This is a genomic window from Legionella fallonii LLAP-10 (assembly GCF_000953135.1).
Lineage (GTDB): Bacteria > Pseudomonadota > Gammaproteobacteria > Legionellales > Legionellaceae > Legionella > Legionella fallonii.
On record NZ_LN614827.1, the window covers coordinates 3,783,071 to 3,804,234 of the forward strand.

A 21,164-nucleotide genomic window follows, 5' to 3' on the forward strand; every position below is an offset into this window, starting at 1 on the left:
GTGAAAAACCCTGATGAGTTCGATAACTAAGATCAGTCCTTAGGGAACTTCCCAAGAGTGAGATCTAACTTGGTATTGTTTTGTTTGAATCATTATATTAATCAAGACCATTAAAAGGGCAGTAGCAAGAGGTACGGTAATAAAAAGAAACCCTGGCATTAAAAATTGACTTTTGAGCAACGCTTCTGCCAAATACCAATTGATAAAAAAAGCGGTAAAAATAGCCAATGCACCGGAGTATAAACCAATTAAAAAAGCTTCGCTGCTTCGCACCCATAATAGGGTCTTACGTCCCATTCCAAAAATTTTCAGAACCCTTGTTTCTTGTATTTTAGTGTTGCTAAACGACAAAATAGCCAGGATAACAATAATTGTTCCAATACAGAAAGAAAACAAGGAAATAAACGTTATTGCGTTGCCTGCGCTGGTAAATACAGTCCGTATTTTACTAATGGTGTTGGTCACATCAATCAGGTTCACATTAGGAAATTGTTTGTTAATTTGCAATAACACCTTTTGTTGCTCAGAAGGTAAATAAAAACTGGTGATCATGGTTTGGGGTAATTGATTTAGTAGCCCTGGCTTAAACAACATGAAAAAATTCGGTTTAAAAGAATTCCAGTCTACTTGTCTGAAACTTGAAACGAGCACTTTTTGCTTTATATCACCAATGCTAAACAACAAAGTATCTCCTAATTTCAATTGCAACGTATCAGCAACCTCCTTATCTACAGAAACCCAATCCACAGCAGGATCTGTTACTGTCCAGGAACCAGCAACAATCTGATTACTATCTGGCAACTGTCCCGTCCATGATAAATTAAGCTCTCTTTGTAACGCATTGATGCTTTTGACTTTCTCCCCATAGCGTTGATTAACCGGAACATTATCAACCTCTATTAATCGTCCACGAACCATAGGATAAAAGCTAACATTGTTGATATGGTTAGCTGTTAGTAAATTACTCAAGGGAGTAATCTGTTCCGGCTCAATATTGATTAAAAAATAGTTAGCGGTTTGCCCTGGTAATTGACGCTGCCAATCACTGAGTAAATGATCTTTAAGTAAGTTCAAACTAAGTATAGCGGTTAAAGCAAGACCAATACCTATAACCTGTAACATACTATCATGCAAGTTATGAGCAATATTAGTAAAACCAAATCGCCAATTCAAAGACAAATGGATCCCTGTTTTCATTAGGCCAACGAATAAGAACCAAAGACCTAAAACAGCAACGCCCACAAATAGAATGCAGGCAATTAACACAGTCCAAGTAATTTTATAAGATCCTGTATATACATAAGCCATGAAGCCCAAGAGTACTAAAGCTAAGCCATATGTTACTAATAAAGTCCTTCCCCATATTACGTGCTGCTGGCGAAAAAGAGCGATAGCGCTGACCTTGCGTAATTGCCAAATAGTTCCTATAGAGAAGCTAAATAGAATGAGCATTCCCGTTGCAACACTAAGAAAAAAAGGACGCAAGGAGAAATGTTGTTCTGTTTGCGGCAAAAGACCACCAAGCCAATTGATGAGTAACGGTTGAAATGAATAACCTAGGGCGGCGCCGAGTAGACAAGCAATAAGACCCAAAAAAACAATATTAGATATGTACAAGCGCATTATTTGACCTTGAGAGGCGCCAAAACAACGTAATAAAGCCACTTGTTTTAAATGTCTCTGGCAGTAACGCAATGAGGACATACTGATGGCAACTCCGGCAAGAATCATACTCAATACGGTGCTTAAGTTAAGGTAATTTAGGGTATGCTCTATAGTTTCTGTAACTCGTTGATTTCTATTTTGGCTGTCTAGCCATTGTTGTTTATCAACAGACTGCTTGTTTAAAAAACTCTGTATTTCTGTCAATTGCTTTTGAGTACCATTCAGTAACCAGTTGTAATTCACATTACTGCCACGCTGTATCACTTCTGTTTTTGCTACATCAGCCCAATTAATAATGATACGCGGAGCAATTGCAAACCAGTCGCCAATCTGTCCTGGTTGATCACGGATCACCCCGGTAATTTTAAAACGAGAAGCGCCTATTTGAATTGTCTGCCCTATCCTTGTTGCCAATATGGAGAAAAGTCTTGGTTCTAACCACACAGTGCCAGGACTGGGAGCCTTATTTTGCTCTGTTCCAGACAAGTCGGAAAGAGTATTCGCTATTTTTAGAACACCTCGCAAAGGATAAGGAGAAGAGACAGCTTTTACTTGTACAAGCTGTAATTGCTCTTGATATATTGCCATACTGGAGAAAGAAAGAGCGACGGTTTGTTTTAAGCCAATTTCCTGTGATTTTTGAATCCATTCTAACTTAATAGGCGATTTGCTAGTCAATATAGCATCTGCGCCAAGCATATTGACAGCACTTTGCTCCAATTGCATTGAAACCATTGCGGTAAAATTGTTTACTGCGCCAATGCAGGCCACAGCGACTATCAGTGCGATAAATAATAAAGTCAGCTCGCGGCTACGCCATTCGCGTATCATTGCCTTGATGAGGAAAGAAAATTTTAACACTGTATACTCCCATTGACCAACGGCCAATGTAATTGGCAGCGTTTAGCCAAACGCTCGTCATGAGTGACAATGACCAAGGTGGTTTGATGCTCTTCATTTAAAGCAAAAAGTAATTCAGTAATGGTTTTACCCGTACTCATATCCAAGTTGCCAGTAGGTTCATCAGCAAATAGAACTGCAGGTGAAATGGCAAATCCTCGTGCTATAGCGACGCGTTGTTGCTCTCCCCCAGATAATTGCAAAGGAAAATGATGCGCGCGATGATGAAGCCCCACTTTGTCTAACCAAAAATTAGCGATGGGATAAGGATCCTCCTGGCGTAGAATCTCCAGAGGCAGCATAATATTCTCCAACGCAGTAAGATTAGGAAGTAATTGAAACGATTGAAAAATAAAACCAATTCGACGTGCTCTGAGCTTTGCCCGCTGATCTTCATCTAACAAAGTAATATCTTTGGTATCGTAAAAGATTTTACCTGAGGTCGGCAATTCGAATCCTGCCATCAAATTAAGTAAAGAGGTTTTTCCAGATCCAGAGGAACCAGTGATGGCTATAGTCACTCCGGCATTGATTTCCAAATTAATGTTTGTCAATATAGGTAAGTATTGCTCGCCATTTTTAACTGTATAATAGATTTGTTCCAATCTTATAATTTCTTTTTGGGCCATCATGCGATCTCTAAATTTACTCTTATTTATATTTTTCATAATAATAGCACCTCTACAAGCAAAGACTATCGTTGTGTTAGGTGACAGCTTAAGTGCTGGTTATGGTATCGATGTACAAAAGGGATGGGTTAATCTTTTAGCTGAAAAACTGCAAAAAGAAGGCGATGTTAAAGTAATTAACATCAGTACTAGTGGTGATACTACAAGCAATGGTCTAGCCAAAATACACTCCGCCTTACAAAAGTACACGCCTAAAATAATTATTATTGAGCTAGGGGCAAATGATGGCCTGCGTGGACTTCCGATTAAGCAAATGAAAAATAATTTTATTACCATGATTACAGAAAGCCAAAAGTCCGGTGCCAAAGTTCTTTTGTTAGCAACCGATCTTCCACCTAATTATGGTCCTCAATATCTGGAACAATTTAAACACGCCTATACTGAATTAGCACAAACCTACAAAGTCGCCCTCATTCCTATGTTTTTAGAGGGGGTAGCTGGTAATGACGGGTTGATGCAAAAAGATGGCTTGCATCCTAATGAGCAAGCGCAGCAAAAAATTCTTGATAACATTTGGCCCCAATTAAAAAAATTAATTGACAGTCATTAGACTTGTTTGGAAACGCTACTGATGGGGGGCGAATTGCTTCGTCGCTCCAGTGCACGAATCCGCATGTATTTGCAGCCGCGCGCCGTTTCGCCCCGCATTTCATCCCCCCTCAGCGAGTTTCTGATGAGGTCTATTCATATTAATCAGGAGTGAGTTCCTCGGAAAGAAATAGCCCCGCCAATAAGGTTCATTTTAGGGAATAATGGAAAGCAAGAATTTACATTGCCATCTACTTGCAACGTGTTTTGTGCATCAAATGGTGCGCCCATAAGCCATAAATTTTGATTGCCATCGATTACCACAAGAGACGAAGGATCTTGGGCGTCAAAAGCAACCGCATTATTACAAATCAAATGACTGGTTTGTGATGTTTTATCGGGTCCTTCATAAGGTCCTTGCGCAAGCCATAAGCTGCCATCATGCTTCAAGAAAAAAACCACATCAGCCAAACCGCCGTTAACACCGCCACCTTCGCCTCCATCTGTTGAGAGACGTAAAGGCTGGAAGTCATTTACATTTGAAGCAATTTGTGTCCGTATCGATGTTGTAATATCTAGATTACCAAATGGACCTGGCTCATACCAAAAATTAAGATCACTCCCTAGCACATAGACTGTTCCTGAATCCATTGCCCAAAACTGAATGACATTGCCATCAACTTGTTGACGCAATGGAGGTATCTGCTTTCCAAAGGGTGCTGTTTCTAACCATAAATTCCCATCAGTGCCTAATACGAAAATAGTATTCATATCTAAAGCCTGAAATGCTTGCACATTACCATCGATTTGCTGACGATGCGGGGGAACATTGCCAAAAGGGGCTGTCTCAAGCCACAAATTACCATCAGTCCCTAATACCAATATCGTTCCTAAATCCACTGCCTGAAATGTAGAAACATTAGCATCGACATGGATACGAGAAGGGGGTACTGCCCCAAAGGGAGCATGCTCTAGCCATAAGTTATCATCACTTCCTAATACGTATACTTCTCCTGGATTGATTGCTTGAAAAGGTGTACGCCAAATTCGGTTTACACCGGCCTGAGAATAAAGATTGCTGACATTAGCATCGATCTGAGTACGTGTTGCAATTGTTCTCTGGACATCACCAAACGGCCCTGTCTCTAACCATAAATTGCCATCAGTTCCACGAACAAACATTTGTAATTGATTAGACATGATAACCTCCTTGTTTCCATACCTAAGGTTACTCATATAGTATAGCAAATAGTTCAATATTTGCTCTAAAACTATTTTTTATAAAGCATGCCCACCATCAACCTCAAAAATCTTTCCTGTAATCCATCCAGCTTTTTCAGAGCTTAAAAATACGGCCATATTCGTAATATCATCAGGAGTTCCGGGTCTTTTTAAAGGAATATTGCTAAGATAATAATCCCATAAATCAGGATTGCTCGCCGCTGTATTTTCATTCATTCCAGCTTCTATCACCCCTGGAGCGATAGTGTTAACTCGAATGCCATATGGAGCTAAATCCAATGCTGCGTTTTGCGTCCATTTATTCATCGCCGCTTTAGATGCCGCATACCCTATCCCTTTGGTCATAGTCATCGAGGCACTAATGGAGGAAATATTTAAAATAGAACCTTTATTATTTCTTTCAATCATATTGTTGGCACACAATTGCAACAAATAAAGAGGAGAAATAGTGTTAACCTGAAATACCCTCTGCATTTTTTCTGGAGGTAATTCCAGCAGAGTTTCACGACACAACATTCCGGCATTATTAATGAGGATATCAACATGCCCTAAAAAAGTAATTGCTTGGGTTGCAAAAGCAAGCACTTGTTCCATTTGAGAGAAATCAGCATAAAGAGCTACTGCCTCGCGCCCCGCTGCCTTAATTGCGTTGATTGTTTCCTCTGCACCCATTTCATCATTATGATAGCTAATCACCACATCAGCACCTTGTTCGGCCATAGTTACCGCCATTTTTCTGCCTATGCTACGATTAGCTCCTGTCACTATCACTTTTTTATTCAAAAATTCCACAGTGCATCTCCTATGTAAAGCGGCTTCCACCAATAATATCCTAACATAGGACTTATCAAGTAAAGACTCATAATTAATACAAAATAATTAATAAAATGAGGCTTCTAATTTTTTCTAATGATATAATTTATTAAATTTTATACGCAATTACATAATGAAATATAAAGCAATTATTTTTGATTTTGATGGGGTGTTGTTTGATAGTGAACCTATACACTTACAAGCCTATAATGAAGTCTTATCTGATTTAGGTTTTAATATTTCAGAAAAAGAATATTTTCAACGATATGTTGGTTTATCAGATAAAGAATTATTTTCCTTGCTCTTCAAAGATAAAGATATTCTCTATGAGGCGAAGCAAATAAACACATTAATGACTCAAAAAGTATATGCCTATAAAGCCATTATTGATCATAACGACTCCTTAGAGGGATTATTTCATGTGCACAATTTTATAAGAACTTATGTAGAAAAAGTAGAGCACTTTGCTATCTGCAGTGGTGCCACTCGAGAAGAAATAAATGCCACCCTGAATAAATTGGATAATGGAGAGTTAAAAAAATATTTTAAACACATTGTAACCATAGACGATGTCAGTAAAGGCAAACCATCACCTGAAGGATATCTTCTTACGGCTCGCCACCTAGACATACATCCTCAGTATTGTTTGGCTATAGAAGATACACCGAAGGGAGCGTCTGCAGCAAAGAATGCCGGAATGAGCATCGCAGCACTGACCTCCTCTCTTGATTATTCGCACTTCAATAATGTTGATTTAATTGCGCAAAATTATGATGACATTGATCATTGGATAAAAAGCTTGGACCAATGAACAGCGCTCAACAGTTAATGACATCAACTTAAGCGCTTTATTTCTCATCGAGAAGATAATGTAGGTTGCTACCAAATAGCATAAGTTGGACTCTTAAATTAATGCCCGGAAATGAGAGATTACCTCTATAACGTAGTTTCTATATGATTATTTTCTTGGAAATTTTTAAACGCCTCTTCGGCCTCTTTTTGTTTTTCCATTTGTAGGCAATTCTTTTTACGCTCTACGGGATCTTTTGTATTGTTACATTCATTCTGAAAAATTGAGGGTGTACTTGTATTCTCCTCATCAGCTACGGCAACCCCAACTAAAGGTAACAACGCCAAAATTAAAACTATTTTTCTCATCTTTTTTCTTTAATAGTTATTAATAATGAAGGAATCATACCTTATTTAAAGTGAGTTCGATATAAAAAATAAGTAATTTCTGCAATAGACCTTTTCCCAACGCAAGTGTGGGGCGCAGTCTAGTGGAGACACGTATATAATTTATGTGTGATATTTAAGATAAAAGTAGAGTAAAAATGATAGGCATAATTCAAAAATAAAGGTGGCGAGCAAATAACAAATGAGGCTTGCCGTATTTACTTCAAAGAACATTGCTCATATTCTTCTTTCTCCTGCTTTTCAGACATCACAGCATCTGACCTTGTGGTGTGAGATATGTGTGATGGGACTAAAAAATCTAAATCAATACGTCGCTCACTTTGTTGTAAAATAGCGATTAAAGGCTCAGACGCGTGTAATTCAACCCTTTCCACTTCAGACAATACTAAATCACCGTTTTTAACTTTATCAAGTGCTCTTTCAAGTAATGGCAATACTCCACTCATATTGGAAAACTTGTTAAATAGACACTGTAAATCACCATGTGGACAGTTTTCTTTCTGAGCAACCACTGCTAAATTTCTAAAAAAATTCAGCGCCTCTAGATGACTGCCACTTTCAATGATCTTCAACAATTGATCATCGAGCTTTCCCATTTCAACAGCATCGTCTTTAAGTGCATGTAATTGTTTTCCTGCCTCTTCGCCAAAAAGTCCTCTCATTGTTTTCAATGTAGATCCCAATATTGGCAACTCCCCCTGTCTTGTAGTAGAACGATAATTCATTTGCTCTGCTGGTGATGAAGGAGACTGATTTGTTAGCGTTTTATCCAGATCATGAGAAAGCTGCTCATCCTCCGTATTTTCGGATGTGTTCGCAAACTTCTCCCCCAATTTTTTTAGATGGGGAGCGAGAAGAGGACCAATTACTGAAGCGGCAACTCGCCCTACAACATAGAGAGTTCCAAGCCCTGCGCTGGCGGCGACAAGTCCCAGACCAACCGGGGGGAAAAATAGACTAAGAACTAAACCTATAACAGCGATAGATGAAAGCACTATGCCCACCCCTTTATCCATAAATGCAGCGCTACCCATACCACTAAGAGTTTTCTCATCCAACAATTTTTTATCGTGACAGCCTTGTAACTCATTCTTAGTGCTTTCGTATTGTCGCTCTAACGCATCAATTTTTTTGCAAATTTCACCTGCCTTTGTCTGATAATTCTTATCCTCTTTATCAAGACTGGTTAATTGCTCTTCTAATGTTCGCGCCTGTTGTTGAATGCTATCTAAAACCGCTTCCTTCTCCTCTATGTCTGCATTAATGTTTTTTAAGGACTTTTGCAATTTATAACGTTGATAAATCATATTCCCCAACGAAACCACCCCAGCAACAAGCCCCATGCTCGCCATAAGAATTGCGATAGGCGGAGCGGCAACAGGAACTAAAAGAGCAGCTAGAGTTAACCCTAATAACACAGCCGAATAAGCCCAATTTGCGCCGGTAGATAAAGTGAATGGGGGTTTTTCCCCTACAATAAACGCGGAAAGATAAATTAAGGGAATGCGAACAAAATTAATTGCAGCTAAACCAAGACCAATATACTGAAAACCAGCATTAGCCCCTTGTAATGCATGAGAAGAACTATCTTGAACCTTGATTAACAAAGAGGTAATTGAGGAACCCGTGCTTTTTAAACTTTGCAAAAAACCAGAAAGAAAGGGGATTTTCTTAGTCAGCAAACGTTGAATAAATGCTTTTTCCTCAGGGGGATTTGCCTTAATCTGAATTTTTTCTTGCATCATTTGCGCAAGCTTTTTTCGCCGACGAATTGCCTTACCATTCCATTGGTCTTCATTGCTTATTAGATCTAGATCCGCTGATAATTTTTCGGTACCCATTTTGTCTCTATCATTCAGGCGGTTTATTATACAAATATAGTTCACATTGAGTTTTTTTGTTGGGCTATATTCCATTTAACCCAACTTATTTTCTAATTAGCCGTTGCTATTTTTGTACCTCATTATAAGGTACATACATTGGAAAAAGCGGGCTCAGAGGATGTATTATGGTTCGCCCCTTTAGAATCAAATAATCGACGGCCATGATAAGGTGCCTCTGGTTGTAATTGCTTTTCAGGTTTAGGTGATTCCTCGCCACTAAAAACATCCAGTAGTTTATCAGTACTCTCTTTTTCGGCCTCAAGAGTGACACTGTTTATTTCTCGTATAGAATACGAGGGATAAAAAATTCGATTGGTTGCCCATAATAAACCAGGCTTTATAGCCCCATACCATAATGTAGCTAAGGCCCCTCCTATCACTGGCGCAGCAGCAACAATACTAAAAGCGCCCAAACTAGCTATAGCAGCTAAACCACCGGTAAAAAAGAGTAAACAGGCTATTCCAATACTCAAGCTGCTCCACTTCAAAATTTGCCATGCGACAGGATAAGTGGCGGTTGCCCGTTTAAACAATGAAACAGGGCCATAACTGGGTTCAATAGTAAGAGCAACAGTTGCATCATCAGAACCGTACGCTAAACGTTTATGATGCTCATTAAAATATTGGGCTCCTGTTTTAGCATTAATATAGACTCCTTTAGCAGAATGAGCATCTCGGGTCATGGGACCTAGTTTATTGATTTTATCTAATTCCAGCTTGTATTGTTGTAAGTAAGCCGCGTTTAATGCCGCGTTATCTGTATAGTCAGCTGATGAATTAAATTTTGTTCCATTCTTTGTTAAAAACTCGCTTATACGTAAACTGGCTATGGTTGAAGCAGAATTAGATAACTGCTCCGCCTCAGCATGGCAACCACCAATTACATCTTCATCTAACTCAATTCCCTCTGGATAAGAAGCAATTAATGGCGCATGAAAAGCAAAGGCGGGCAAAGGCTCATGAGGATATAGAGCTAAAACTTTTTTCAACGGTTTACAGTCAGTTAAGTCCATTGTTTTATTAGCTAGACTAATATTGAATGGATCAAAAGTAGACGTCGTAATCAAATTACCTGGAACGGGATCAAGCAAAGCCATGTTAATCGATAGTAACTTTGGATCAACTGCACTGAGTTGTTGTGCTAGCATCAGTGCTCCAACCGCACCACGACTATGCCCATACACATTCAGTGTCATCTCGTTACCAGCCTCAATTTCCTCAATGATTCGTTGAATGACTCGGTCGCACTGTTCATCCAAACCACTTCCAAAGACTATACCGCTAAGACCGAATTCGACCCCACAACCATCAAATCCCATCTTAATCTGTTGCTCGCCTTGCTTAACACACTCATAAAGATTGGCAGCAAGGAACGTTGCTGAATCATCAATAGAAAACCCTGTGCCACTAAAAAATACAGAAATAGTCTTTTTCATTATGTGCTTCTCTTAAAAACAGAAGGCAATTATAAATCAAAATGACCAATCTAACAACAAAACGATATCGTCTTGATTCCTACACTGCTGATAAACACTGATTTAAGTCTATAATGATAAATATAAGTTCACTTTGAGTTATATAAGAACATGGCCATATCCAGCTTACCTACAAATGCTCAAGCCATTTATATGCAGTTTTTGAAAAATAAAGCATTGAAAATGGCTAAGCATAATATTAAAAGAATCCCCATGGATCCTCAAGGCAGGATGTTAATTGACATTAGTTTTACCGCTCAAGATATACAAAAAATTAAAATGCTGGATACCAGTATAGATGAAAAAATCTGGGCCAACCTAGTTGGACAAAATACGACGGTTAGTTTGGATATTAAGGGCGATAAAAAATTAAAAAAAGAATTTGATCAGAAGTTATTAGATGCGTTGAAAAAAGAAGATCCAGAGCGCTATACAGCCATTCATAAAGCACTGGAAACAACGCCCAAAGGCAGCATTATTGCTCTTCAACAAGAGTTTGACTTTCATTTAAGACTAGCCTCCCGAGTATATCAAAAAGCAGTAGATGAATTGGGACTAAAAGAAGTTGAATTAAAGCAAGCGCATAGAGCAGCGATGCATCGAGTAAATGAAGACGTGACTCAAGCTTATGCTGCGGCGTTAAAAAAAGCATATCAAGGCAACAAAATCGATCTCGGTATTTTAAATAGCGAACTAGACAAAGCGCGGAAAGCAATAACGCCTCTAGCTCATCAATATCTACGAGAGGAAATTATAAAGAGTACCAAAGTTACCTTCAACGAAAAATCATTTAACCAACCATTAAGAGAACTGGCTGAAAAAATGACAGCAACACCTAACGATCTATTACATACTGATAATGAGTCAGGTTTAGCAACTTGGATTGAAGGCTCCGAAGTAACCTCCCATGACCGAGGTGAAGGAGAAAAGCATCTTGCTTCACGCCATATTGTCACTCACTCCTATGACAGTAAGACGGGAAAAATTAATCCTCATCCCCATGCACGCAATCAAATACGAGTTCCCTCTCTTGATGCTAAAAATACTGAGGAATCTGAAGAATGGCATGTTGAGGACGTATACAATAAAATTGCAACCCTCGCCGAGCGTTACGATTTAGGAGAACAAGACGTTAGGCCTAACAAAGCATTTATATATAACTTACACACCTCGCTTTATCACCTCATGGATGACCATTTTAATGAAAACATGCAGACTCAAGGAGCAAAACAGATTATTGAGGGGGCTCATCGCTATAATGCCTCATTATTAGAAACTGCAAGCATATTAAATACGCAAGTACCGCCTCTTTGTTTTGTACAAAATATTCCTATTAATGGTTTTGGCTCTGCCTTAGGTTATGGCTCATTGCAAAGGGAATTGGTAGAAGAAGCCTCTTTAATGAGCGAAATTGCTTTACTTCATACCGTATATAAAACGGCTACAGTCTCTGAGCAAAAAGCAATAGACTCCGTAATTGATGAATATAAGAAATATTTAGCAACCCCTCAAAGGACATCTGCTTTTTGTGCGTCCAAAGAAGGAAAAAATGCAATAGGCATGATTCAAGCAATAAAAACTGAATGGAAAAAAGCTCCTATAGTGCCACAGGCAGATGTTGTAGCTAATGCAACGGCGTGTCTGAGAAATTTAATTGCCCATAATATGCATTTTGATAAAGAGTATGCAAAGCTAACACAATCACTTTCCGTACTTGTAGAAGAAGCATCTATTAGCGGATGTAAAAGTGCCAATGAGCGTGCTCAATTGATCAATAGCCGTGTCGCTGTTTTGGATGCATTGCTTTTGAGAAAACCACCATTAACTCCTGAACAAACAAGATTATTCAATGCATTACAGGCTTTTGCTAGTAGCACTCCCCAATCCAATCCTCGTGAATTAGCGAAAGAACTTAAATTGGCTCTCGATCTTGCTTTAAATGACACTGGCTTACAAAGTGCTCTGAGCTTGGTTAGTCTCGTTGATCAAGGTGCAAGTGCAAAAGCTCAAGTGGCTAGTGGTATAGGAAGTTTTTATAACGGTAATAAATTTGAAGAGCCCACTCTAACTCATTTACATCAAAGTAAATCAAGTCATATGCAAGCTCATAAAGAACTTGGTGAAGAAATGACTCTTGCTTGTACGGAAAAAGTCGGCAAAAAGGCCAAGGTAAAGCCCGTCGTTTGCAAGACACTAGCAGAAAAAGCAGCGATTGATGCGGAAGAACAGCAAGGATTGTTGCGGCAAGTTGGTCATTATAAAGAAGATAAAGATGTGCCTAATCATCAATTTGTTAACGAGCGACTTGGTAGTTCTTCCGCTCAGTTATCTGAGGCACAAAAAAAATTATATTCCGGCATTGAAAAATATCAAAAAAATCACTTACAAAAAATGGCAGAGTATTGTAAGGCACATAACCTACCAATTGCCCAAGTGGATAATCCTAATTTCTTTCGTGAACAATTCATTAAATATTCTTTAAGCAGAGATTTTACTCCATATACTCCCCCATCCTCAGGTGACTCTAGAAAAAACAACCCAGAAGAAGCAACAAGGACACTCAACGAGTTCTTCGGTCAAGATGGTGCTGAATTGTATCAGTTAGCGTTAAAAGAAGAACGATATAGTAAAGAATATATGGACGCTGTATTTTGTACGTCAACTACGCATCATAAAGGAGAAAAGTGGGCTCAACGCCCTGTCATTATTGTTGCCGGTCCCTCCGCCAGCGGTAAATCCACAGCAGCTCATGATGCAGTGAAAAGAGCTAATGCTTATTTGCCCAAAGTAACTACAGAAGGAGCCCCCCCAGGTAATGATGTAGTTGCTGTTGATGGAGGGGTATTTAGAGAAGTATCCCAGATGAGAAAACTTGCCATTCGCCTTGCAAATAAACAAGGATACACGGGTATATCGGACTTACATGATCAAAGTGCCATACTGGGAAAGGGTAAAAAATGTATTCAGAAAGCGGTATATGAAACGCCCTCTCTAGGTGTTGTTATTCCTGAAACATTCTCTAATCCTTTAAAGGTAAAGACTATTCTTAAAAAAATTGAAAAATTGGAAAACACCCAAACTATATTTACCCGTGTTGATGGTGCTGAACCAACAACTTTTAGACGCGTGGTTGGTTATCTTGGCTCTCGTCGTGCCTGGAAAACAAGTAAATTCGATCAGGTGGCCCCTCTGGATTTAAATTCAACCGAGGATCTATGTGAATCCAAAGCTTATGGGAAACAAGGATTTTATTGGGGACAAAAAGGTTCTATTGCAGCAGAAAAATGGTATCGAGAGCATGGACAAAATAAGATCTCATTCCTTATTGCCAATGATTTATTACTCATCAAACCGGCTAAAGGAAAAATTCCTAAATCTAAAGCAGAACAATGGGAAAATGCTGAAAAAAATGATGAAGGTGCTTTATTAGTAAATCGGAGGTTGTTTGATGCTTGGGTCAAATCAGATGAACCCGAACTCAATAAATTTATAAAAGATAATCCGCGCCCCTCTTCACTAATATATACTGTCGCAGAACAAAATATTCTTGAGGCAGTACAACAACTTGAAGACAGAATTGACTATGAACAGGCTCATAGAAACCGCCAAGAAAAAATTGAAATTCTAGGATTAGCACTCAATATAGTGCGAGAAGTAAATCCTAATAAAGCAGATTCAATTACCTTAGCAATTGAAACAATTAATGCCATGAGAAAACAGAACGTTACCCTTTCTATTCACAAAACGCAAAGAGCTTTAGCTCATGTTGTGGGTGCGTTAGAACAGCGTCTTGAAGAAGTAAATCAATTGGACGCAGTTAAGAATAAAGTGGATAACACATCGCTAAACCAGGAGTGGCAAAAGATAAAACGCCATCAAGAGTCTGAAGTCAATTCGCTTTTTACAACACTAGATAGTCTACGTACAATAAGAAAGCCGCTGGAATCAATAATAAATAATACCTTCTCGTGGTTAAATCCTGCTTTTCAATCTTCAGCTAAAACAGCTGCCACAGCATTAACCCCCAGCGTGCCTGAATTGGCTGATGGATGCGACAAACTTGTAGCTTATTTACAGCAACAGAAAACTCAGCTGACAAAATTTCTAGAACAGTTACCCAAAAAAGAGGAAATAAAAGGAAAACCACATAGCTTAGGTGTTGAACAACATAGACAAAAATTACAAAGTTCTTTGGACCAGATAGAGGATGAATTAAATAATATTTTATTACCTGCTCAAAAGATCTTGAGAGGTGATCTCACTAAAAGCCATGTAGTCGCTAAAGATGGGTTAGTTAAAACAATAGAAACCGCCGTGGAAAATCAACAGGATATTCAGCTTTTTACATCATTTAAAAGTGAACATGAAGATATTTCTATTGATAAGAAAAATGAGTTACTGCAAACCCCTTTACCCCAAGTGCAGCGACAAAGAAGAGCCGTTCATCTTGAGCAAGACAAAGAAAAAGGACCTATTTATCAAATGGTTAGTCGTGTAAAGGAAGGGGAATGCCGTAAGCATACTATTAGTAATAGCAGTGGAGAAAAAATTGGCATTATTCTTGAAGAACGCACGAAAGAAAAAGCCTTATCAGATGGTTCCCCCCCAACGCATCCCAACCTGGAAATAACTGTCCCCAGATTTCCTGAGGGTGATGCCAAAACAGATATACAAGCCCGGGAAGATAAAATAACTGTTGCTTTTGCAGCAGCATTACAAATGTTAGCAGGGTATGAAAAACCACCAACAAAAGATAAACCGCTAAAATTAGATGGCTCTGATAAGGAGGCCATGCAATTTGTTTATACTGCTTTACTGATTATTGGAGAACACTCCTCTATACCATTTAAAGCAGATGCTATTAAAGTAGGAGTGCCAGAAAGGGTCTTTAATCCTAAAGATGAGCAAGGATATTTCTCAACTTTTAGTATGAATTCTTGCTATAACAAATACTTTAAAAATAGTGAGGTGTTAAAAGACATACTAAAAGGCGTCAAGGAACTAAGCGCTGATAAAATGGGACACGAGAAAGCGCAAAAGAAACTCGAAGACAATATACAACAAGTAACCAATGTATTTCGAGAAAAAATGCATACGATTATCAATACGGATCTTGTTGCCGATGAAGATGAAGAAGATCAACATGAACTCAGTTAGTTTCAGACTCGGCTCAAAAGAATTGTTATTTTAATCCCACTTTACAACCGATAATTTTAAGACCAGTTATAAGGTTTATAATGCCAGGACATAATAAGTTTTTTAAATCCATGAATTATGAAGATCTATCGGACATCAATATCCGCCAATATTTCTTGATCCGTCTCATAACCTATGAACTCCTGATATGTTGCATTTTTATAGATGTCCTCTATATGTTTGGCAGACTGTACTATTTAGTAGCCGTTCTTAGCACAGCTGGAATCGTAGTATTGCTGAATTTATATCTGCTTATTCGCAGTAAAAACGTATTTATCTGTGGCCATGTAACTCTTTTCATTACATTCATTACCGTCTTAATTGCAAACTATTTGGTGCGAGGGATAGGTCCCTCATTCTCAGCATGGTTTTACGTAATCCCTACTTTGAGTTTAGCACTTGTCGGTTTCTCCGGATTATTAATCTATTCCAGCTTATCCTTACTGATGATCATTGGATGCAGGATATTTTTAATTCCAGCCCATTACTCTCTGCCCGCAACTGAACTGGTTATTATTGATTGGATAAACCATTTAGTTGCCTTCATCATTATTGTCAGCACGCTGGATAGTTTATTGCGAGAAAGAAATCATTATGCACAGATATTGCGCAGAAAAAATTACGCTCTACAGCTTGAAAAAGATAAATACTATTATTTAGCATGCTTTGATCAATTAACGAACCTACCCAACCGACAACATTTTAAGTTTAATTTAGAACGAATAATTACATCGTTACCTGCTAGTACCTACATCACTCTCTTTTTCATGGATCTTGATAATTTCAAATCGATAAATGATGATTTTGGTCACGATGCAGGTGATTATGTACTATTAGAAGCAGCAAAACGACTAAGGACTTGTTTTCGGGAGAAAGATTTCGTTGCTCGATTAGGTGGAGATGAATTTACAGCATTGGTTGTACACTCAAGAGACGAAGATATTTCTAAAGTAATCATTAAACGAATCGAACACGCGTTTAAACAACCGTTCCATTTTAAAAATCAAATCTATCACAGCTCTATTAGCATAGGACTTGCAACTTATCCTGACAAAGCCAAAACCATAGATGAGTTAATGACTTTAGCCGATCAAGCCATGTATCAAACCAAAAGAGAAAAAGAAGATGTTTAGATCACCTGCAAATCAAGAAGCTTAGGCTCAGTAATAATTTTATCTTTATCACTACGGGATAATTTTTTAATATAACGTTCTACTTGCATTGCCTTTCTCTTCCCTTCGTGAATTTCCCAAGCCTGAGCAATTTTAACTGGTTTAAAACTGCGTGTGTATTTACTGCCTGTGCCGTCAACATGACAAAGGTAGCGTTTTTCAAGATTGTTCGTATAGCCCGTATAATACGTGTTATTCTCACACAGTAAAATATAAACCCAATAACCCGAACAACTCATTGCGATATTCCTCTTTTTAATAGAAGTAACCTCCTGATAGAAGAGGTCTAGTATATTAACAAGCAACTAAGGTTCATAATATTTTCTGTAAATTGAAGCATAAGTCCCATCTTTTTGTATGCTGAGGATTGCTTTATTGATTTCAGTGATTAATGCTGCTTTATCTGAAAGACCGATAATGCCATAGCCATCTCCAAGAGGAAGATCGCGACCAATCAGTTTAATGTCATAAAAATTATTAGTAGCTAATCGATAAGCAATAGCGTTATTAAACACAATAACATCAACTTTTTTTTGTGCCAAAGCATCTAAGAGTTCACCTTCTAAATTATAAGGAATAATCTGATTGTGCTCATGGTAGGGTGATTGAAGTAATAGATCATAAAACGTACTTTTGATTGCACCAATTTTTTTATCTTTTATTTCTTCTACTTTATTGATAGGGCTATTTTTTAAAGCAATGAACTGTATCTTACTAACCGCATAAGGAATGCTAATAGCATATTGTTTCCCATCGAGCGAAGTATAAGGTTTAGACAGAATTAATAAGTCAATTGAGCCATTATCTAATAATTCCAATTGATTCTTCAGTGTTACCCCGCGATAAACACATTTTTGTCCAATGCGTTGGCATATCTTATTCATCAGATCGATACAAAATCCAAAATAATAAGGGCCGTGAGCAGTAACAACTCTCTCGGCAATAGGAGGCCCCGAGAGACCTACACCAACTTTTAATGGGGCGCTAAAAGACAAGGTACTAATAAACAACATAACAATGAATATTGTTAGCCATCTCATATTCGGGCTTCTAATTGAATCCATATCATTCCATTGCATTTTTTTAACCTTTAAGAAGTAAATTATATTTTGTCCCTTTAGTCCATATCCAACTCAACATAATCATTTGCTTTTTATAGACTATTTAATATGAGTATCTCTCGCACCATAGAGCTAAATCCATTAAAGATAAAGAGCATCAATAGTTGTATAGCAGAAAACTTTTAATATCGCTATTTTTTGCTTACACTCGAAGCATTGCAAGCTTCTCTGTATTGGCTGGATCTATTGGATTAAGCTCTTCTCTTGCTTTTAACTTGCTCCATTGTTCACCAAACAAACTCTCTCGTGCTTTACCCAATAGCCCCACACTATTTTTTTCATTATCTTTTTCAAGACGTACCTGACCGCTCGCAAGGTTGACACGAACATCAAAATTGCTCGACAAAAAGCTAGGCTGCACATGTTCTGGCAGTATGGCCTTTGTTATACTGGCAGCTTTATAAGCCAACACGACACATAACAAAGAAATAAGCAGGGAGTCAGGACCAAGAGAACTTAACGCCCAAAAAGCTGTTGCAGTAGCCATAACAAAACCACCATAAAGGTGATAATCGTTATGTGAATAAGCGATTTTTCTTTTCTTTAACTCAGCATAAAGTGCATTAGAAATACTTGAAGAACTAGTCAACGGGTTGCCATAATCCCCGCCATAAAGGCGTGCAGTGATAGATCCTTGCCCCATTGTCTTCATTTCATCAACCATTTGCATCGTGACTTGCGCAGCAATAAGTGGTGAATCAATATGAGCTACTGCTATAGCATGTTTTGATTCCAAAACAACAACCACACAGGTTTGAGCTCCTGGAGATGTGATGTGATCATTCGGTTGTGCGGTATCTTTTTTCCTAATGGTATAAGCTCCCATAGGAACAATTATTGATGGCATGGTTTAATATTCTCTCATATAAATCTATTAAATTATGATCTCAATATGAGCACAAAAGAAATTATAATTACATGGACAACAAAAGTCGACCAGCCTGCAATAATACAGTGATGACTGCCTAACTGATTCAAACTCTCATTTTGTAGTTTATTTACTCATTGAATCGTCCATGAAAATCGATGAGTTCTTCATACGTTTTGTAAATAACAAGTCGCAAATTGCAGCCCAATCTCAACCAAATATGATGCCTTTTTTAATTAACATTTAGGCCCATAAAGCGCAGTGACAACCTCATGTCCCCCTCAGCTTATTCGATTAAACAAGAATTTATGGTATAAAAAGGGTGTATTTACTGAGATAATCATTAAAAACTACAACCTAAGAAACAAAATATGACATTAACTATTAAAGAGAGGGATGAGATTATCAACATGATTGAGAAAGAAAAACTCAATGTTGACATCATTGAAAATACCTATTTGATGAACTCCGAAGACTCTCCCAGCCCTCGTTGTGTTTTAGCTCTAAAACTCAATGACTCACACGCATTAAAAAAAACGCTTAGTAAAATGCAAGCGCTCAATGAGCAAAAATCCCCAGAAGCTCGGATTGTATGTCGTGCCGCTCCCGGCCTTCCTGAATCAGGAATGGCAAATCAATGCTCTGCAATAAGAGATGTAGTGCTTATTGTGAATTTCGAATGTAAACAAAAAAAACCATATGTCTTTTTCTCAGACACTGAAACACTGAGTACAACACGGTCAAAAGAAGAGCCACTTACCTCGAAAGGCACCGTAAGTAGCTCTCAATTGTCGAAGTTGATTCCTTGTAGCCCTATATTTTTTATGAATGATTCTAAAACCGTAACTTTAGAAGAGATACAGAGCCTGAGTTCTGATTATTCTCCCTTAAACTCTTAAACTGATTATCCCCCAAATGCGGCAAGACACATTGAAGAATTAAATCCAAACTCAACAAACGATCGCTTACAAAAATCTAATAATAGGTGAACGTTGTGCCAGCGTCAGTAGAGTTGTTTTCACTAGCCGGCCGCATTGCTAGAAACCCTTGATGAAGCATACCTGATATTGGCCATTGTAATGGTTGATGCTCTATTAATTTACCATGGCATGAACTCAAAATAAGTTGTCCATTATTATTAAAAATAGAAAAATTGTTGTTATCAGATAAACGTCTTATCGCCCCCCTAGATAAAGAGGCAATCCTGGGATTAGTAATAAGGGCGGTGTACAGAAAATCCATACGACTTTCTACTGGTTCATTCGGTATCGCTGCAAAATATCTTTGTGCACACAAAGATAACGGTGCGGCACTACCTGCAAGCGTTTTGACAAGGCCTTTTTCACCAGAAGGTAATACCCCTTCCCTCATCAGAAAATCACCTTGATTGTCAGCTAAATAGAAATTATTTTGTTCCTTGCGGATATCTAACGTTCCTAATTTATAAATACCTTCCTTACAGCCTGTGGGACCTAAGGCATCGGTTACAAGAATAATTTTATTTTTTATTGCGTTATGTATGAGCGAAATAAATGAAGATGATAAATGCACTCCATCGACAATAAGCTCTACTCCAGGGGGACAACTGCCTGAATTTTCAAGAACCCATTGCACCACATGACTTGTTGTATCATTGACATTAAGCTCCCGAGTTTCCCTGCTGCACGACTCTTGACAGCCATTTCCAAGATGAGTAAATCCACAAGCACCGGCGGTTATAGCGCGACTAATGGCTTGCTTATCGCCTGGATTGCAATGACCAATAAATACTTTTACACAAATGCCTTCTAGTTCAAGACGTTTTGTCTGTCGAATAAACTCTTCCGCTCCTATTAAATCAGGGGCAATGGTGATTTTCCATTGTTTAATATTAGGTGCGGCACTAATGATATCCCTAAATTGTTCTATACTGATGCTCTCTTGCAGAGCCTCTACAGCATGAGCCCCCTTACACGTCTTTGAGATAAAGGGACCCTCTAAATGAACACCCACTATCTGAGTATAACCTGGAGTAGGATTTTGTTCCTGTTTGTGCATAAAATCATTAATTTTTATCAATGCTTTTTTTAAGGCTGCTATAGGCATAGATACTAAGGTGGCTAACGCATAAGAAAGGCCTGTTTTTCCTAAGGCTTTGACAATACACGCCAATCCTTCTTCACTCGTTTCATCACCTAAATCAGCAAAATCAATACCTCCCTGACCATGCACATGAGAATCTAACATCCCGGGCATTAAAAAATAGCAACCTTTAGCATCAATAACTTTTGTATCTGGAAGATGAGATAAATCATCGTTACTATTGAACATTATTCTTAAGCCATCGTCTGTAACCTGCACGTGTCTTAATTCCTTCATCCCTGCATCGTTATAAACATAAATATTCTTAATTAGCATTGAATGTCCTTATTAATT

The 21,164-nt window shown here is 38.2% G+C and carries 16 protein-coding genes; 5 read left to right on the forward strand and 11 right to left on the reverse strand.

The genetic code is table 11. The features are described 5' to 3' along the window. Nucleotides 1-39 precede the first annotated feature (39 nt). Both LFA_RS15730 and LFA_RS15735 read right to left on the reverse strand, forming a co-directional pair. Nucleotides 40-2,526 carry an ABC transporter permease gene (locus LFA_RS15730; RefSeq protein ID WP_045097009.1) on the reverse strand — a complete coding sequence of 829 codons (2,487 nt, stop codon included), beginning with the start codon at nt 2,524-2,526 and terminating at the stop codon, nt 40-42. Beyond that, the gene (locus tag LFA_RS15735) at nt 2,520-3,233 is read right to left on the reverse strand and encodes an ABC transporter ATP-binding protein (RefSeq protein ID WP_231865865.1); all 714 of its coding nucleotides are present in this window, start codon (nt 3,231-3,233) and stop codon (nt 2,520-2,522) included. The genes LFA_RS15730 and LFA_RS15735 overlap by 7 nt, the downstream gene beginning before the upstream one ends. A 34-nt stretch (nt 3,234-3,267) precedes the next feature. Here LFA_RS15735 and LFA_RS15740 point away from each other — a divergent pair, with 34 nt between their 5' ends. Beyond that, the gene (locus tag LFA_RS15740) at nt 3,268-3,804 is read left to right on the forward strand and encodes an arylesterase (RefSeq protein ID WP_231865866.1); all 537 of its coding nucleotides are present in this window, start codon (nt 3,268-3,270) and stop codon (nt 3,802-3,804) included. A gap of 143 nt (nt 3,805-3,947) precedes the next feature. Here LFA_RS15740 and LFA_RS15745 read toward each other — a convergent pair whose 3' ends face one another. Then, complete coding sequence (locus LFA_RS15745) at nt 3,948-4,982, reverse strand: hypothetical protein (RefSeq protein ID WP_045097012.1); 1,035 nt, start codon at nt 4,980-4,982, stop codon at nt 3,948-3,950. Between the two features lie 78 nt (nt 4,983-5,060). Then, on the reverse strand, nt 5,061-5,816 hold the full coding sequence (locus tag LFA_RS15750; protein ID WP_045097013.1) for an SDR family NAD(P)-dependent oxidoreductase: 756 nt from the start codon (nt 5,814-5,816) through the stop codon (nt 5,061-5,063). Between the two features lie 154 nt (nt 5,817-5,970). Between LFA_RS15750 and LFA_RS15755 the strand changes: the two genes are divergently transcribed. Further along, nucleotides 5,971-6,648 (forward strand): HAD family hydrolase, encoded by a 678-nt coding sequence (locus LFA_RS15755; RefSeq protein WP_052674012.1) that lies wholly within the window; start codon nt 5,971-5,973, stop codon nt 6,646-6,648. 125 nt (nt 6,649-6,773) lie between these two features. On the opposite strand, the gene LFA_RS15760 is transcribed toward LFA_RS15755, so the two are convergent. The 3 genes from LFA_RS15760 to LFA_RS15770 all read right to left on the reverse strand — a co-directional run bounded on the left by LFA_RS15760 (nt 6,774) and on the right by LFA_RS15770 (nt 10,353). Then, complete coding sequence (locus LFA_RS15760; protein ID WP_045097014.1) at nt 6,774-6,995, reverse strand: hypothetical protein; 222 nt, start codon at nt 6,993-6,995, stop codon at nt 6,774-6,776. 236 nt (nt 6,996-7,231) lie between these two features. After that, entirely contained in the window at nt 7,232-8,875 is a 1,644-nt protein-coding gene (locus LFA_RS15765; RefSeq protein WP_045097015.1) for a hypothetical protein, read from the reverse strand. Between the two features lie 122 nt (nt 8,876-8,997). Next, a complete protein-coding gene (locus tag LFA_RS15770) occupies nt 8,998-10,353 on the reverse strand; it encodes an alpha/beta hydrolase (RefSeq protein ID WP_045097016.1) in 1,356 nt (451 codons plus the stop codon). Between the two features lie 150 nt (nt 10,354-10,503). Between LFA_RS15770 and LFA_RS19030 the strand changes: the two genes are divergently transcribed. Both LFA_RS19030 and LFA_RS15785 read left to right on the forward strand, forming a co-directional pair. After that, a complete protein-coding gene (locus tag LFA_RS19030; protein ID WP_052674013.1) occupies nt 10,504-15,549 on the forward strand; it encodes a hypothetical protein in 5,046 nt (1,681 codons plus the stop codon). 215 nt (nt 15,550-15,764) lie between these two features. Next, nucleotides 15,765-16,721 carry a GGDEF domain-containing protein gene (locus LFA_RS15785; protein ID WP_231865867.1) on the forward strand — a complete coding sequence of 319 codons (957 nt, stop codon included), beginning with the start codon at nt 15,765-15,767 and terminating at the stop codon, nt 16,719-16,721. On the opposite strand, the gene LFA_RS15790 is transcribed toward LFA_RS15785, so the two are convergent. The 3 genes from LFA_RS15790 to LFA_RS15800 form a co-directional block, all read right to left on the reverse strand. Next, nucleotides 16,718-16,999: a GIY-YIG nuclease family protein gene (locus tag LFA_RS15790; protein WP_045097017.1), complete on the reverse strand. Its 282-nt coding sequence runs from the start codon at nt 16,997-16,999 to the stop codon at nt 16,718-16,720. The genes LFA_RS15785 and LFA_RS15790 overlap by 4 nt on opposite strands. Before the next feature lie 66 nt (nt 17,000-17,065). Beyond that, nucleotides 17,066-17,839: a transporter substrate-binding domain-containing protein gene (locus LFA_RS15795; RefSeq protein ID WP_045097018.1), complete on the reverse strand. Its 774-nt coding sequence runs from the start codon at nt 17,837-17,839 to the stop codon at nt 17,066-17,068. Nucleotides 17,840-18,023: 184 nt separating this feature from the next. Further along, on the reverse strand, nt 18,024-18,728 hold the full coding sequence (locus LFA_RS15800) for a hypothetical protein (protein WP_045097019.1): 705 nt from the start codon (nt 18,726-18,728) through the stop codon (nt 18,024-18,026). A 392-nt stretch (nt 18,729-19,120) separates the two neighbouring features. Between LFA_RS15800 and LFA_RS15805 the strand changes: the two genes are divergently transcribed. After that, nucleotides 19,121-19,648: a hypothetical protein gene (locus LFA_RS15805; protein ID WP_045097020.1), complete on the forward strand. Its 528-nt coding sequence runs from the start codon at nt 19,121-19,123 to the stop codon at nt 19,646-19,648. Between the two features lie 76 nt (nt 19,649-19,724). Here the strand turns inward: LFA_RS15805 and LFA_RS15810 are convergent, their stop codons facing one another. Beyond that, on the reverse strand, nt 19,725-21,146 hold the full coding sequence (locus tag LFA_RS15810; protein ID WP_045097021.1) for an N-acetylglucosamine-6-phosphate deacetylase: 1,422 nt from the start codon (nt 21,144-21,146) through the stop codon (nt 19,725-19,727). Nucleotides 21,147-21,164: the final 18 nt, after the last annotated feature.